Origin of the sequence: Roseovarius sp. MMSF_3350 (assembly GCF_030733425.1) — a bacterium.
Taxonomy (GTDB): domain Bacteria; phylum Pseudomonadota; class Alphaproteobacteria; order Rhodobacterales; family Rhodobacteraceae; genus Roseovarius.
In genome coordinates this window covers 51,551-65,518 of sequence record NZ_JASHIZ010000005.1, presented here as the reverse complement: position 1 = coordinate 65,518, position 13,968 = coordinate 51,551, and the positions used below count along the sequence as shown (strand labels likewise).

Here is a 13,968-nt window from a genome sequence, read left to right as displayed (position 1 = left end):
AGGGCGGTGCATCGTCGTGCCGCCTGCGATATTGACGTTGGGGGCATTGCGTCTCACGGTGCCGCGGCGAGACGCGGCGCGGGACGGCAGCGATGACAGGGCATGGCCCCAGCATATCCCTGTGGGACAACTCGGCGGAGGAGCCGGAGAGCGGCGTGCCGATGCCGGGCGACGTGGTGACGGACCTGGCCATCGTGGGGGGTGGCTATACCGGGCTGGCGACCGCGCTTTACGCCGCCGGGAAGGGGGTGCGGGCGCATGTGCTGGAGGCCAAGCGGATCGGGTATGGCGGGTCGGGGCGCAACGTCGGGCTGGTAAATGCCGGCGTGTGGTATCCGCCGGCGAAGGTGCGAAAGCTTTTGGGCGACACCTATGGGCCGCGATTCATCGAGCGGTTCGGCAACGCGCCGGGGCAGGTATTCGACCTGATCGAGACGCACCAGATGCGCTGCGAGGTGACGCGGACGGGGACCATTCATGCCGCCCATGCCGCCCGGGGAATGCACGGCCTGCGGGAGCGATATGACGAATGGCAGCGGCTGGGCGCGCCGGTGGAGCTGTTGTCGCGCGAGGCGGTGGCCGAGCGGACAGGGACATGGGCGTTTCACGGCGGTTTGCTGGATCATCGCGCCGGGACGGTGAACCCGATGGGGTACGTGCGCGGGCTGGCGCGGGCGGCGCAGGGGGCCGGGGCGGTGGTGCATACCGGCGTGACGGCGACGGCGCTGCGGCGGGACGGCGAGGCATGGGTTGTCGAGACGGACCGCGGCACGGTACGGGCGCGGCACGTGGTGCTGGCGACGAATGCCTATACCGACGGGCTGTGGCCGGGGCTGCGTGATATCTTCACCACGATCGAGTTCTTTCAGTTGGCGACGCCGCCGCTGGGCGCGGAGATGGCGCATGTGCTGCCGGGCCGGCAGGGTGTGTGGGATACCGGCACGATCATGACCAGCCTGCGCCGGGATGCGGCGGGTCGGATGGTTCTGGGTTCGATGGGGCCGGTGATGGGCGCGGCGGGTCGGGGCCTTTCGCGGCGCTGGGCGGCAAAACGGCTGGAGCGGCTGTTTCCGGAACTGGGGAAGGTGACGTTCGAAGCGGCGTGGCACGGTCAGATCGCGATGACGCCCGATCATCTGCCACGGATCATCCGGCTGGCGCCGGGGGTGCTGACGCCGATCGGGTATAACGGACGGGGGATCACGACCGGAACGGTGTTCGGCCAGTGCATGGCGGAGCTGATCGCGGGGGGTGATCCGGCGGCGCTGCCGGTGCCGCTGAGCGATCTGACCCGCGTGCCGTTCAAGGCGGCCAGGACCGGCGCGATGCGGGCGGCGTTCGTGGCGCACCAGTGGTGGAAGAGCCTGTAGCGCGCACCTGCCAAACAAAAACCGCCGCCCGGCATGGGGCGGCGGCAATGGCGAGACGTGGCTCGGCTTAGTTCCAGAAGCCTTCGTCGACGCCGTTCATTTCCTCGATCTCTTCTTCGCTGAACTTGGTCACGAAGGTGTAGGTCGCGTCATCGACCGGGACGAGCTTGGCGTCCTTGACCGACAGCAGGACGTGCTTGTCACCGATGTCGAGGAAACCGCCGACTTCGACGACGATGCCGGTCAGCTTGCCGTCGCGAGACATGACGAGGTCTTCGATTTCGCCGATCTGGCTCCATTCCGACCCGACTTCGTTATACTCGGACGTTTCCCAGCCTTCGCCTTCGTCGTTGGCTTCGTTGGTGGTGTAGACCGCGCCGCCGGTGATGTCGCGGCTGCGGATCAGATCACCTTGCATCTGGCCCATTTCTTCGCTGGATTTGTCCCAGGTCATGCCGTCGTTCATGGCCGACTGGGTGTCGCCAGCATCGCTGCCGCCTCGAGTGGCGGCGTCATCGGCCGTGTCCATTTCAGTGCTGGACTCGACCTGGGTGTTCTGGGTGTCGGTCTCCATGTCGGTATCCGAGTCGCTCTGGGCGAACGCGGCGGTGGTGGCGAGCGCCATTGCGATGGCTGTTGTGCCAAAAAGTTTCATGATGTTTCTCCTTTTTTACGTTCCGTATCTGGTAGATAAACGTGCGTGGCCCCCCGGGGCGTTCCCCGGAGACCGGAAAAAGAATCCGGGTTCGTGATGAAACAAATCGCGGACCTCTGCGTTGCGCCGAGCGAAAAAGCCAGTTGTTACTGTTTTTTAACGATATGCCTGCGAAGATCGGGCGATGCGTCTGCCTGTCCTGATACCGATACTTGCCGTCGCGGCCTGCGCGACGCCCGGCCCGGAGTTTTCCGGGGTTTCGCCGGTGCGGATCAAGATGGGCGCGTCGGTATTCGACATTCGGGTGGCGGGGCGGCGGGCCGAGGCGATCCGGCTGAACCCGCAACCCGCGCTGCGCCTGTCGAGCGTGGGCGTGCCCGCGGTGCTGGCGATCGAGCGGGTCAGCGGGTGCCGGGTGGACCGATTGAGCGGGGACCAGGCGATGATGCGGGCCACTCTGGATTGCGGGGCGGGCGCCCCGGCGCCAGAGCGGCGCGAGACGTATCTCGAATGCGACGCGTTCGAACTGGACGCGGATGGCGAAGAGCTGATCTGTTACCCGTTCTGAGCGGCGGGCGGTGACAGGATCTTTTCCATGAAGACGCTGGTGGTGTTCGGGCGGTAGTCGCCGAAGATGCCGCACCGGGCAAAGCCGTGGCGTTCATAGAGCCGGATCGCGGCGCCGAGCGCGTCGGCGGTTTCCAGGCGCAGGACGGGGATGTCTTCGCCGCGCGCCTCGTCTTCCAGCGCGCGCAGGATCGCGGCAGCGACGCCCCGGCCGCGGGCGGCCTCGGAGGTGAACATGGATTTCACCTCGGCATAACCGCGCTTGAGAGCCAGCGCGCCGGTGCCGAGTGTCTGGGCGCCGTCGCGGGCGGCGTAGAAGCGGATGTCGGGTCCGCGCAATTCCTCGATATCGAGGGCATAGTTGTCCTCGGGCGGGAACAGCTCTCGCATCAGGGCGTGGCTTTGTTCCAGCAGGGCGCGGGGGCCGGGGCTGGACGGGTTGGCGATTTCGACGATGAGCATGGTGCGCGGGCTATTCGATGGTCACGGTTGTCACGGCCTCGATCGGCGTGCCGTTTGTGGCGAGATGGCCGTGGTCGTTGGCGTTGAGCGTGACGCGGATCTCGTGGGTGCCTTTGGGCAGGGCGTCCAGTTGCACCCAGGGGCTGTAGGCGCGGGGCTGCTTGACGCCGTTGATGTAGACATGGGCGTGGCCGTGGCCGGGGCGGTGCGCGCCGTTCACGCCTTCGGGGTCGAAGGTGAAGTTGGTGGTCATGATGTGCAGGTTGCGGCTTTGCGGACCGTCGGAATGAAGCTCGATTTCCAGTGTCGGGGCGGGGTCGGCGGCCTCGACCATCTTGTGATCGTGCATGGCGTCTCCCTGCCCGTGATCGTGGGCGGAATGGTCGTGGGCCATGCCCTCGGACATCGCCGCCTTGGACATGGCGGGCCGGTCGATCACCGTTGCGGTGACCAGCGCGCCGAGACCGGCCCCACCGGCAAGACCGGCAACGAGAAGGGCTATCGGATTGGACATGGCGATGTTTTCCGTGGCATCGATATTGATCTGCGTCGCAGCATATGTTTCGCGGGCACATGCCGCAATATCTTGCACGGACATGCGGGCCAAACGGGCAGGGTCGCCTTTGGTTTTGCCCAAGGAGGCGCAATATCTTGTGGATAAGTATCGCTGTTGCGCAATATGCAGGGGTTTTGCGTTGACAGGATGCAAGGTCGTGCGCTTGCATGTGCTCCCAAGGCCGGAATCACGTCGAACAATCAGACCGGCCCCACCGGAGGGACACGCGCCGTGCAGTTCACCAAGCTGAGATTGACCGGGTTCAAGAGCTTCGTCGACCCCACCGACTTGTTCATCCAGAATGGGTTGACCGGGGTGGTGGGGCCGAACGGCTGTGGCAAGTCGAACCTCTTGGAGGCGCTGCGCTGGGTGATGGGGGAGAACCGGCCGACCTCGATGCGCGGCTCGGGGATGGAGGACGTGATCTTTGCCGGAGCGGCCACGCGGCCTGCCCGCAATTTTGCCGAGGTGAGCATCCACCTGGACAATTCCGACCGGCTGGCGCCGGCGGGGTTCAACGATGCCGACCACCTGGAGATCATCCGCCGGATCACGCGGGATGTGGGCAGCGCCTACAAGGTGAATGGCAAGGACGTGCGGGCGCGGGACGTGCAGATGCTGTTTGCCGACGCCTCTACCGGGGCGCATTCGCCGGCGCTGGTGCGGCAGGGGCAGATCTCGGAGCTGATCAACGCCAAGCCGACGGCGCGGCGGCGTATCCTCGAAGAGGCGGCGGGGATTTCCGGACTCTACCAGCGGCGGCACGAGGCGGAGCTGAAGCTGAAAGGGGCCGAGAGCAACCTGGCCCGCGTCGATGACGTGATCGAGCAATTGGCCACGCAACTGGCGCAGCTGGCGCGGCAGGCCAAGCAGGCGGCGCGGTATCGCCAGATCGGCGAGGAATTGCGGCAGGCCGAGGGCTTGCTGCTTTATCGTCGCTGGAAGGAAGCGGACCTGGCGCGGGCCAATGCGCAGACCGAGCTGACCGAGCGGACGAGCGATGCGGCGCGGGCCGAGGCGGCGGCGCGCGAGGCGGCAAGGCTGCGGGCGCGGGCGGACGAGGCACTACCGCCGCTGCGCGAGGAAGAGGCGATTGCCGCCGCGGTGCTGCAACGCCTGCAAGTGAGCCGGGATACACTGGCCGAGCAGGAAGCGGCGGCCAAGGACCGTATCGAAACGTTGCAGGCGCGCATCGAGCAGCTGGCCCGCGACATGGAGCGCGAGGACAGCCTGAACCGCGATGCGGGCGAGACGATCGAGCGGCTGGAATGGGAAGCGCAGGAACTGGCCAAGGCCTCGGACGGGCATGAGGGCAAGCTGGAGGCGGCGAGCGCCGAGGCGGCGGATGCCAGCCAAGTCTTGCAGGCGCGGGAAACGGAACTGTCGGAACTGACCGAGGATGTCGCCCGGCTGGCCGCGCGGCACCAGTCGGCGCAGCGGCTGGTCGAGGACAGCCGCAAGACCCGCGACCGGGCCGATGCCGAGGCGGCACGGGCCAAGGAGGCGGTGGAAGCGGCGCAGTACACCGTTGGGCGGGCGAGCGAGGAATATGCCGCCGCCGAGACGGCCGAGAAAGAGGCGGTTGCCGCGGCGCAGGCGGCCGAGGTTGCATTGACGCAAGCCGACGACGCGCGGGCCGATGCGCAGGGGCGCGAGGCGGAAGCGCGCGCCGAACGGTCCGAGGCCGAGGGCGAGGTGAGTGCGCTGTCGGCGGAAGTGTCGGCTCTGGCGCGTCTGCTGGAGCGGGACACGGCGGAGGGTGGTCAGATCCTCGATGCGGTGCAGGTGGCGCCGGGATACGAGAAAGCTTTGGGCGCGGCGCTGGCCGACGATCTGCGTGCGCCGGAAGTGGAGGCAGACGGGCCGTCGGGGTGGGTGCCGCTGGACGGGTATGCCCAGGCGCAGACCCTGCCCGAGGGCGTTGCGGCGCTGGGCGCGCATGTGAACGTGCCGGGTGTGCTGGCACGGCGGATGGCGCAGATCGGGCTGGTGGATTCCGACGATGGGCCGCGTCTGCAGGCCTTGTTGAAACCCGGTCAACGGCTGGTCAGCGTCGAGGGTGACCTGTGGCGCTGGGACGGGTACCGCGCCTGGGCCGAGGATGCGCCTTCGGCCGCCGCGCTGCGGCTGGAACAGTTGAACCGGCTGGAGGAATTGAAGCAGCAATTGTCGCACGCCACGGCGCGGGCCGAGGGCGCGCAGCGGGCGCACGAGACGCTGAAGGCGCGGCTGGTGGAGTTGACCGATGCGGACAAGGCGGCGCGCGAGGCGCGGCGCGCGGCGGACGGCAGGGTCGCCGAGGCGAACCGGGCGCTGAGCCGGGCCGAGGCGGAGCGGAGCCTTGCGGGATCCAAGCTGGAAAGCCTCGGGCTGGCGGTGACGCGGCACGAGGAGGAGGCGCTCGCCGCGCGCAAGACGCTGGCCGAGGCCGAGAAGGCGATGGGCGACCTGGCCGACCTGGACACCGCGCGGGCCGAGGTGGAAGACGTCAAGATGACGGTCGAGGCGGCGCGGATGACGATGATGTCCAAGCGCTCGGCCCATGACGAGTTGCGCCGCGAGGGCGAGGCCCGGCTGAAGCGCAGCCAGGAAGTGACCAAGGAATTGTCGGGCTGGCGGCACCGGCTGGAGACGGCGAAGACGCGCAGCGCGGAGCTGGCCGAGCGCAAGGACGCGAGCGAAGCGGAACTGTCCGAGGCCGGAGCGAAGCCGGGCGAACTGGCGGCGAAGCGCGAGGCATTGAACGCCGACATCACCAAGGCCGAGGCGCGCCGGGCCGAGGCGGCCGATACGCTGTCGAACGCCGAAGGGGTGGCGCGTGAGGCGGTCGGGAACGAGCGCGACGCCGAGCGCCTGGCCGGCGAGGCGCGCGAGGCGCGGGCCCGGTCCGAGGCGCGGGCGGAAGCCGCGCGGGAGACCCAGGCACAGGCGGCGGGGCGGATCGAGGAAGAGCTGGACTGTTCGCCCGAGGACCTGCTGGACACGTTGCAGGCCGACCCCGAGACCATGCCCGCATCGGAGGCGATCGAGGCGGATGTGAACCGGCTGAAACGCCAGCGCGATGCGCTGGGGGCGGTGAACCTGCGGGCCGAGGAGGACGCGCGTGAGGTGCAGGAAGAGCACGACACGCTGGTGAATGAGAAGTCCGATCTCGAGGAAGCGATCCGCACCCTGCGGGGTGGCATCGCGTCGCTGAACCGCGAAGGGCGCGAACGGCTGCTGACGGCGTTCGAGCAGGTGAATTCGAACTTCTCGATGCTGTTCAAGCACCTGTTCGGCGGCGGCGAGGCCAACCTGGTGATGGTCGAGAGCGACGATCCGCTGGAGGCGGGGCTGGAGATCATGTGCCAGCCGCCGGGCAAGAAACTGGCGACGCTGAGCCTGCTGTCGGGGGGCGAACAGACGCTGACCGCGCTGGCGCTGATCTTTGCGGTGTTCCTGGCCAACCCAGCGCCGATCTGCGTGCTGGACGAGGTGGATGCGCCACTGGACGACGCCAATGTGGGCCGGTTCTGTGATCTGCTGGACGAGATGTGCCGCCGGACCGAGACGCGGTTCCTGATCATCACGCACCACGCGGTGACGATGAGCCGGATGGACCGCCTGTTCGGGGTGACGATGGGCGAGCAGGGTGTAAGCCAGCTGGTGTCGGTCGACCTGAAGAAAGCCGAGCAGATGGTGGCTTGAGCCGCCCGTCGTTAAGATTTTACGAACATTGAGCCGATATTTCTGGTCTCGCTGCAACCCTTTGCAGTGAGAGGAGGTGGTACGACTGGATGAAAAGGCATTCAGAAAGTGGATGGTCTTTCTGGCGGCGGGAACGCTGACGGTTGCGATCATCCGTCTTTGGATAGGGCTTTGACGTCCTGACAAAGAAAGACCCCGCGAAGTAGCCGCTTCGCGGGGTCACGTCTTCAGTGATAGACTGGAAGACATTCAGGTATACTCAATATGATGCGCTTTTCTTGCCAAAAAGTAAAGCCGAGCGCGCGATCTTGGTTAACGCTTCACGGCAGCGGTCCGGTCTGCCAGAGCGTGATGCGCAGGCCGCCATGGGCGACGGGCGGGCCGGGGTCGGTGAAAGGCAGGGCGGTGGCGTTGGCGAGGCCGGCGTCGGTGGTCACGAGGCCGACGCGCCAGCCGGTGAACCGTTCCGCGAAGGTCTTGCCGAGGGCGCCGTAGAGGCCGAAGAGCTGTTTGCGCTCGCCGATGCGGGTGCCGTAGGGCGGGTTCACCATGACGAGGCCGGGCGGGCCGTCGGGGTGCTGAAGGTCGCTGACGGCATGGTGCAAGATCGTGATGAGGTCGCCGAGGCCGGCGGTCGCCGCGTTGGAGCGCGCGCCCGCGACGGCGCCTGCGTCGCGGTCGCTGCCGTGGAAGTGCAGGGTGGTTCGGGTGTCAGTCTGGCCCCCTTTCAGGTCCTGCCATGCGCTTGCATCGAAATTGGCGAAGCGTTCGAAGGCGAAAGACCGGTCGCGGCCAGGGGCACGACCGAGGGCGATTTCCGCGGCCTCCAGCAGGAAGGTTCCGGAGCCGCACATCGGGTCCAGCACCGGTTCGGTGCCGGTATAGCCGCATTGGCGCAGGAACAGGGCGGCGAGGGTCTCGCGGATGGGGGCCTTGCCGACGAAGGGTTTCTGGCCGCGGCGATGGAGCGGCGCGCCCGACGTGTCGAGGCTGAGCAGGCATTGGTTGTCTTCGATCCGCAGCTGGATGCGGACGGGGTTTTCGCCTTCCAGGGGCGCGCCGGTGACGTGGTGGATGGCGCGGGCGACGCGTTCGGCGGCGGCGCCTTGGTGGTAGATCTTTGATTTGCGGGTCGTGGCCTCGACCGTGACCGGCACGTCGGGGCGCAAAAGGTCCGTCCAGCCGATCTCTCGCGTGCGGGCCTCGAGCTGGTCGAGATGCATGGCCTGGAAGCGGGCGACGCGGGCCAGGACGCGGCCTGCGCCGCGCAGCGCGAGGTTGGCGCGCCAGACGTCCGGCCAATGGCCGCGAAAGCGCACACCGCCGGGGGTGGCCTTGGGCTTGGCGAACCCCGCCGCCTGCGCCTCGTCCTTCAACGCAAGTTCCAGGCCGGGCGGGGCGGTGAGAAAGACCTCGAACGCGCGGCGTGGTGTCATAGGGCGTTCAGGAGCGCGGGCGTGGGCCACGCGTCGGCGGGCATGCCCAGTTCCTGCTGTACGTCCTGCACGGCGGCGCGGGTACCGGAGCCGAGGATGCCGTCGACCCCGCCCACGTCATAGCCACGTGCGGCGAGCTTTTCCTGCAAGCGCTTCATCTGCTCGCCGGAAAGGCCCGGATCGGGATTGCCCGCGTCGAACACCGGCGCGCCTTCGAGCCGGTTGGCGAAATAGGCGGCGGTCAGGACGTAGACGTAGCTTTGGTTCCATTCGAAATAGACGTTGAAGTTCGGGTAGGCGAGAAAGGCCGGCCCGTTATGTCCCTGCGGCAGCAGCACGTTGGCGGGCAGGTCGCCGCGGATCTGGCCGTGGCGCGGCGTGACGCCCATCGCGGCCCATTCGGCGGCGGGCAGCGTGGTCCGCAGGCCCGTCTTGGACCAGTCGAAATTGTCGGGTACGTCGACTTCCTGCAGCCACGGCTCGCCCGCGCGCCAGCCGAGATGTTGCAGCATCTTGCCGCCCGACATCAGCGCATCGGGGGCGGAGGTCTTGAGGTCGACCTGGCCGTCGCCGTCAGCATCGACGCCGTTGTCGATGATGTCCTGCGGCAGCATCTGGACCATGCCGATTTCCCCGGCCCAGGCGCCGGTGGTGCGTACAGGGTCGAAGCCGCCCATCTCGTAGAGCTCCAACGCGGCGAAAACCTGGGGGCGGAAGAGTTCGGGCCGGCGGCAGTCATGCGACAGGGTGACCAGCGCGTTGAGCGTGTTGTAATCGCCTTGGAAACCGCCAAAGTCGGTTTCGAACGCCCAGAAGGCCAGCAGCACCCCGCGCGGCACGCCGTACTCGGCCTCGATCCGGTCGAAGACGGCATCGTACTCCTGTGCCTTGGCAAGGCCGGTGTCGAGGCGACCCGAGCTGATCAGGCGGCGGGCGAACTCGGTGAAGGGTTTCTGGAAGACGCCCTGTTGGCGGTCGGCCTGAAGCACGCTCTGATCCTGGCGTACAGAGGAGAAAAAGCTGTTCACGCTGTCCGGTGCGTGGCCGCGGGCAATCGCCTCTTGCCGGAGCGCGTCGACGAAGCCGGAGAACGAGCCACCGCAGCTTTGACCATAGGCGGTCGTGGCGGTGCAGAGCGAGAGGGCGAGAGCGAGGCAGCGGATCATTCAGTACTTCCTTTTTTGCGTCAGAGTGCAGCAGCGGACGGGCCGAGGCCAGTCCGGAAAACCTGTAGTTTCGGATGCGTGTTATTCAATATCACCTGGCCCGAACGCGCGGGCGGGCGGCGGCGTTTCATCCGACGCGCTTTGCCGGGTGTGCAACGCTGTGCGCCGCAGGGCAAAGAGTGCCGGTTCCAAGGCCCGGTAACTTGCGAGGCCGGTCGAAATTAACCTTTTGTTAACCTTTGGTCGTGCAGAGATCGGATCACATGTGCGAACGGAACGACCGAAGAAGACCGAAGGGTGGCGAAGCGACGACTGCGTGTGCTGATCGTGGAAAGCGATGCGGCGCTGGGCCGGGTGTGGCAGCGGCACCTGGAACGGCACGGTATGTTCGTGCGGTTGGAGCATGACCAGCAGGGCGCACTGGATGCGCTGAGCGAAACCCGCTGTGACGTCGTGGTGCTGAACCTGATCCTGACGCGCAGCAGCGCCTTTGCCATTGCAGACGCGGCCGAGGCACGGTTTCCCGGTGTGCCGATCCTGTTCGTCTCGAGTACGTCGTTCTTTGCGGACGGGTCGGTTTTCGGGCTGTGCGCCAATGCACGGGCCTTCGTCAGCGCCGATACGCCGCCCGACGACCTGACGGCGATGGTGGAGCATTACGCGCGTTCGGGCTGAGCCGGGGCCTCGGGCGCGGCCAGCCGGGTCTCGATCCTGGACGTCTGTTCCAGCGTCCGGTGCACGGGGCACTTGTCGGCAATCTCCAGCAGGCGCTGGCGCTGGTCGTCGCTGAGCGCGCCCTTGAGACGGATGGTGCGAATGAAACTGTCGATCTTGGCGGGGCTGGTGCAGTCGGCATCCTGGGCATGGACCTTGTCGTGGGTGACGTCGACCGAGACGTGCTCGAGCGGCCAGCCCTTGCGACGGGCATACATCCGGATGGTCATTGACGTGCAGGCACCCAGGCCCGAGGCGAGAAAGCCATAGGGGCTCATGCCGCGGTCGGTGCCGCCATATGCTTCGGGTTCGTCGGCGCGGACATGGTGGCGCGGGCCGGCGTGGATGTCTTGCAGGAACCCGTCGGGATCCACCTCGCACACACGCACGACGCCTTCGGGCGCGCCGGGGGGCGGCGCGGGATGCTTGAGGTCGAGATAACGCTGCGCCCAGGCGGCGATCACGCCGGCGGCGTACTCGGCATCACCGGGGTCGGTGACCAGGTGGTTCGCGCTATCGAGGGTGACGAAGCTCTTGGGATGTTTCGCGGCCTTGAAGATTTCGGTCGCGTTGTGGATGCCGACAGTTTCGTCGCGCGGGGCGTGCAGCACGAGAAGCGCGCGCTTGAGACCGGCGATGCGGGGGGCGAGTTTCTCGGCGCGGACATCCTCGACGAATTTCTGGCCGATGCGGATGCGGCGACCGCCCAGCTCGACCTCGGCCGAGCCGTCGGCGGCGATCCGGTCTAGCGCGCCACCGAAATTGTGGGTGACATGGCCCGGGTCGAAAGGCGCGGCAATGGTGGCGACCGCGCGGGCGCTGACGATGCGCGACGCGGCGGCCAGCACGGCGGCACCGCCGAGAGAGTGGCCGATCAGCAGGCTGGGGGGCATGCCGCGCGCCGACAGGGCGTCGGCGGCCAGGACGAGATCCTCGATGTTCGAGGTGAACGACGTGTTCTCGAACTCGCCTTCGGAATGACCCAGCCCGGTGAAATCGAATCGCAGCACGGCGATGCCCGCGCCCGCCAGCCTTGCCGCGATGCGGCGTGCGGCCGGGATGTCCTTGGAGCAGGTGAAGCAATGGGCAAAGAGCGCGGTGGCCAGGTGCGGCCCCTCGGGCAGGTCGAGCCGGGCGGCCAGATCATGCCCGTCATGGCCCTTGAATGTGAAACGTTCGCTTGGCATCGGAAATCCTCTCGGTTGCTTTCAAGATGGCGGTTCCGGGCCGAAGCGTAAGGTGTGTTTCACGGTCGTCTCGGGAATGTGAGGCTGTCCGCGGCGTGGGCAGAGCAATATGGGAGGCAGAGCCCCTGTTTTGTTGCCGCCTCCCCTTGGGCTGTGCCATGGTGGCGGCATGGTTGGAAGGTGATAGACGCCGGAATGTCCAGCGATTTCCTGATCGCCAAGTCGGTCATCCTGGTCCTTGCCCTTGGGTGCGGGGGCGTGGGGTTGTTCGCGCTGAGCGACACGTTCATGACGTCGCAGCCTGGCGGCGCGGTCGATCCGGAGGCGCCAGAGACAGACGGTGCCTCCGAGACAACCGGACCCGCGATGGCAAACGGCGGCGGCACGGCCCTGGAGCGCGAGGTCGCGCAAAGGGTGTCGGAGCATCTGACGCGTCTGGAGTGCCGGGAGGTCACGGTGCGGCGGGTGACCGCGACCGCGACGATCGTGCCGGAAGAGGAAACCAGCCACGGGTTCGAGGGGCATTTGCTGGACGGGGTCGTGACCTTGGAAGGCCAGAGCGGGCCCGAGCGCATCCGGCTGGCGGGTTCGGGCAAGGGGCCAACGGGCGCGGTGAGTGCCGTCGACATGGCGCTGCGTGAGTTCGGGGATCGCCTGAAGTTGACGGAAATCTTCGAGGCGAATTGCAGGGGAACCTGAGAATGCCTTGGCTCGCGACAGGGTGAAGTCGCTGGGGTTCCGATGCCGACGAACTGTCGAGCCCGATCAGGCAAGACCCATCAGCGCGGCGTCGAAGGGATACTTCGTCAGGTTCTCAAAGCCCGTCTCGGTGATCAGCACCTGATCTTCGAGCTTGATCGAGAAATCTCCACCGACCTCCCCCACCAGCGCCTCGACGCAGAGGGTCATGCCCGGCTCCAGCACGTAATCGAACGATCCGGGGACGGCCTGATCGGGATAGGCCACGAGGGGCCATTCGTCACACAGGCCGACGCCGTGCATGAGGCAGCCGTATTTCTGCGCCTGGTAGCGGTCGTCGAGCACATGGGTGCCCGCTGTCAGTTCCGGAATCGAGACGCCGGGTCTGAGCATTTCCATGTTGGTCATGATGTGCTCGTGCGCGTGCTGCATGGCGTAGATCATGTCGGGGCGCGGTTTGCGGTCTCCGATCCACCAGCTGCGCGAGATATCGACGCAGATGCCGTAGCTGCCGACGAGATCCGTATCGAACGAGATGATCTCGTCGGGCTGCGTGATGCGGGGTCCGCATTCCTGGAACCACGGGTTCGAGCGGGGGCCGGAGGCAAGCAGGCGGGTTTCGATCCATTCGCCGCCACGGCGGATGTTCTCGGCGTGCAGGACGGCCCAGATGTCGTCTTCGCTGGTCTGGCCTAGCGGCACGTTGAGCCGGGCGAAATGCTCCATTTCCGCCACCGCCGTTTCGCAGGCGTGAGAGGCGCAGCGCATGGCGAGGATTTCATCGGAGCCTTTCACGGCGCGGCATTTCTCCGTCAGCTCCTCGCCTTCCATGATCTGCAGGCCCTGAGCCTCGAGTGCGCGAAGGCCGTGCAGCATGATCTTGTCCACCGCGAGGCGGGTGTTGCCGGGAGCGCGTTCCGTCAACAGTACGCGCACCTCGTTCGAGAAGGTGTCGGCGGCCACGTCCACCTTGTCGCCCCGGTCGAAATAGAACAGGTCGGCGCCGGAGCGTTGTTCGCGCACCAGCGGGTTGAACGTGCTGAGGAACGGCGAGTTCTTGTAGTCCCACATCACCATGTAGCCGTCGGCGCAGACCAGCAGGGCGCGGAACGGGTTGTGGGTGTTCCAGAGCTGCATGTTGGTCGAGTCGGTGGCGTAGCGGATGTTGAGCGGGTCGAAGACCAGGAGGCCGGCATAGTCGCGGTCCTGGATGAAGCGGGTCAGGCGCTGCCAGCGGTAGCGGCGCATGGCTTGCAGGTCGGGGAGCTGCAGGCCTGCGGCTTCCCATTCGCGGAACGCCAGCTGGGTGGGTCCGATCTCGATCCGGTCGGCGTCGTTGGGGGTGTTGTCGCCCAGAACGGGGCCACGGGTGGGGTCGATCTTGCGCGTGTCGCGGTGATGGATGTTCATCCGGCAGGCCTCCCTCAAGCCAGCTTGACGGAGGCGCGACGGGGCGGCCCGCCGGAACG

At 67.0% G+C, this 13,968-nt stretch carries 12 protein-coding genes; 5 read left to right on the top strand and 7 right to left on the bottom strand.

Annotated features, from left to right (window positions below):
* Positions 1–92: 92 nt before the first annotated feature.
* Entirely contained in the window at positions 93–1,370 is a 1,278-nt protein-coding gene (locus RBB31_RS06695; protein ID WP_306128493.1) for an FAD-binding oxidoreductase, read from the top strand.
* A 67-nt stretch (positions 1,371–1,437) separates the two neighbouring features.
* Here RBB31_RS06695 and RBB31_RS06690 read toward each other — a convergent pair whose 3' ends face one another.
* A complete protein-coding gene (locus tag RBB31_RS06690; protein ID WP_306128492.1) occupies positions 1,438–2,025 on the bottom strand; it encodes a PRC-barrel domain-containing protein in 588 nt (195 codons plus the stop codon).
* Positions 2,026–2,209: 184 nt separating this feature from the next.
* Here RBB31_RS06690 and RBB31_RS06685 point away from each other — a divergent pair, with 184 nt between their 5' ends.
* Positions 2,210–2,593, top strand: coding sequence for a hypothetical protein (locus tag RBB31_RS06685; RefSeq protein ID WP_306128491.1), 384 nt, complete (start codon positions 2,210–2,212; stop codon positions 2,591–2,593).
* Here the strand turns inward: RBB31_RS06685 and RBB31_RS06680 are convergent.
* Complete coding sequence (locus RBB31_RS06680; protein ID WP_306128490.1) at positions 2,581–3,054, bottom strand: GNAT family N-acetyltransferase; 474 nt, start codon at positions 3,052–3,054, stop codon at positions 2,581–2,583. The genes RBB31_RS06685 and RBB31_RS06680 overlap by 13 nt on opposite strands.
* A 10-nt stretch (positions 3,055–3,064) precedes the next feature.
* Positions 3,065–3,568, bottom strand: coding sequence for a hypothetical protein (locus tag RBB31_RS06675; RefSeq protein WP_306128489.1), 504 nt, complete (start codon positions 3,566–3,568; stop codon positions 3,065–3,067).
* Between the two features lie 273 nt (positions 3,569–3,841).
* Between RBB31_RS06675 and smc the strand changes: the two genes are divergently transcribed.
* Positions 3,842–7,297 carry a chromosome segregation protein SMC gene (gene smc, locus RBB31_RS06670; protein ID WP_306128488.1) on the top strand — a complete coding sequence of 1,152 codons (3,456 nt, stop codon included), beginning with the start codon at positions 3,842–3,844 and terminating at the stop codon, positions 7,295–7,297.
* Between the two features lie 320 nt (positions 7,298–7,617).
* On the opposite strand, the gene RBB31_RS06665 is transcribed toward smc, so the two are convergent.
* Together RBB31_RS06665 and RBB31_RS06660 are read right to left on the bottom strand one after the other, a co-directional pair.
* Positions 7,618–8,733 (bottom strand): class I SAM-dependent RNA methyltransferase, encoded by a 1,116-nt coding sequence (locus RBB31_RS06665; protein WP_306128487.1) that lies wholly within the window; start codon positions 8,731–8,733, stop codon positions 7,618–7,620.
* On the bottom strand, positions 8,730–9,899 hold the full coding sequence (locus RBB31_RS06660; RefSeq protein WP_306128486.1) for a lytic murein transglycosylase: 1,170 nt from the start codon (positions 9,897–9,899) through the stop codon (positions 8,730–8,732). The genes RBB31_RS06665 and RBB31_RS06660 overlap by 4 nt, the downstream gene beginning before the upstream one ends.
* Positions 9,900–10,196: 297 nt before the next feature.
* Here RBB31_RS06660 and RBB31_RS06655 point away from each other — a divergent pair, with 297 nt between their 5' ends.
* Entirely contained in the window at positions 10,197–10,574 is a 378-nt protein-coding gene (locus tag RBB31_RS06655; RefSeq protein ID WP_306128485.1) for a response regulator, read from the top strand.
* Here RBB31_RS06655 and RBB31_RS06650 read toward each other — a convergent pair.
* Positions 10,556–11,800 carry a bifunctional alpha/beta hydrolase/OsmC family protein gene (locus RBB31_RS06650; RefSeq protein ID WP_306128484.1) on the bottom strand — a complete coding sequence of 415 codons (1,245 nt, stop codon included), beginning with the start codon at positions 11,798–11,800 and terminating at the stop codon, positions 10,556–10,558. The two genes, RBB31_RS06655 and RBB31_RS06650, sit on opposite strands and share 19 nt — an antisense overlap.
* Before the next feature lie 195 nt (positions 11,801–11,995).
* On the opposite strand from RBB31_RS06650, the gene RBB31_RS06645 reads away from it, so the two are divergent.
* On the top strand, positions 11,996–12,499 hold the full coding sequence (locus RBB31_RS06645) for a hypothetical protein (protein ID WP_306128483.1): 504 nt from the start codon (positions 11,996–11,998) through the stop codon (positions 12,497–12,499).
* Positions 12,500–12,565: 66 nt separating this feature from the next.
* Here the strand turns inward: RBB31_RS06645 and dddP are convergent, their stop codons facing one another.
* A complete protein-coding gene (dddP, locus tag RBB31_RS06640) occupies positions 12,566–13,909 on the bottom strand; it encodes a dimethylsulfonioproprionate lyase DddP (RefSeq protein ID WP_306128482.1) in 1,344 nt (447 codons plus the stop codon).
* Between the last annotated feature and the right edge of the window lie 59 nt (positions 13,910–13,968).

Bases quoted from the DNA above. Each gene is read 5' to 3' on its own strand.
- RBB31_RS06695 (WP_306128493.1), top strand. From the start codon at position 93: ATGACAGGGCATGGCCCCAGCATATCCCTGTGGGACAACTCGGCGGAG.
- RBB31_RS06690 (WP_306128492.1), bottom strand. From the start codon at position 2,025: ATGAAACTTTTTGGCACAACAGCCATCGCAATGGCGCTCGCCACCACC.
- RBB31_RS06685 (WP_306128491.1), top strand. From the start codon at position 2,210: ATGCGTCTGCCTGTCCTGATACCGATACTTGCCGTCGCGGCCTGCGCG.
- RBB31_RS06680 (WP_306128490.1), bottom strand. From the start codon at position 3,054: ATGCTCATCGTCGAAATCGCCAACCCGTCCAGCCCCGGCCCCCGCGCC.
- RBB31_RS06675 (WP_306128489.1), bottom strand. From the start codon at position 3,568: ATGTCCAATCCGATAGCCCTTCTCGTTGCCGGTCTTGCCGGTGGGGCC.
- RBB31_RS06665 (WP_306128487.1), bottom strand. From the start codon at position 8,733: ATGACACCACGCCGCGCGTTCGAGGTCTTTCTCACCGCCCCGCCCGGC.
- RBB31_RS06660 (WP_306128486.1), bottom strand. From the start codon at position 9,899: ATGATCCGCTGCCTCGCTCTCGCCCTCTCGCTCTGCACCGCCACGACC.
- RBB31_RS06650 (WP_306128484.1), bottom strand. From the start codon at position 11,800: ATGCCAAGCGAACGTTTCACATTCAAGGGCCATGACGGGCATGATCTG.
- RBB31_RS06645 (WP_306128483.1), top strand. From the start codon at position 11,996: ATGTCCAGCGATTTCCTGATCGCCAAGTCGGTCATCCTGGTCCTTGCC.
- dddP (WP_306128482.1), bottom strand. From the start codon at position 13,909: ATGAACATCCATCACCGCGACACGCGCAAGATCGACCCCACCCGTGGC.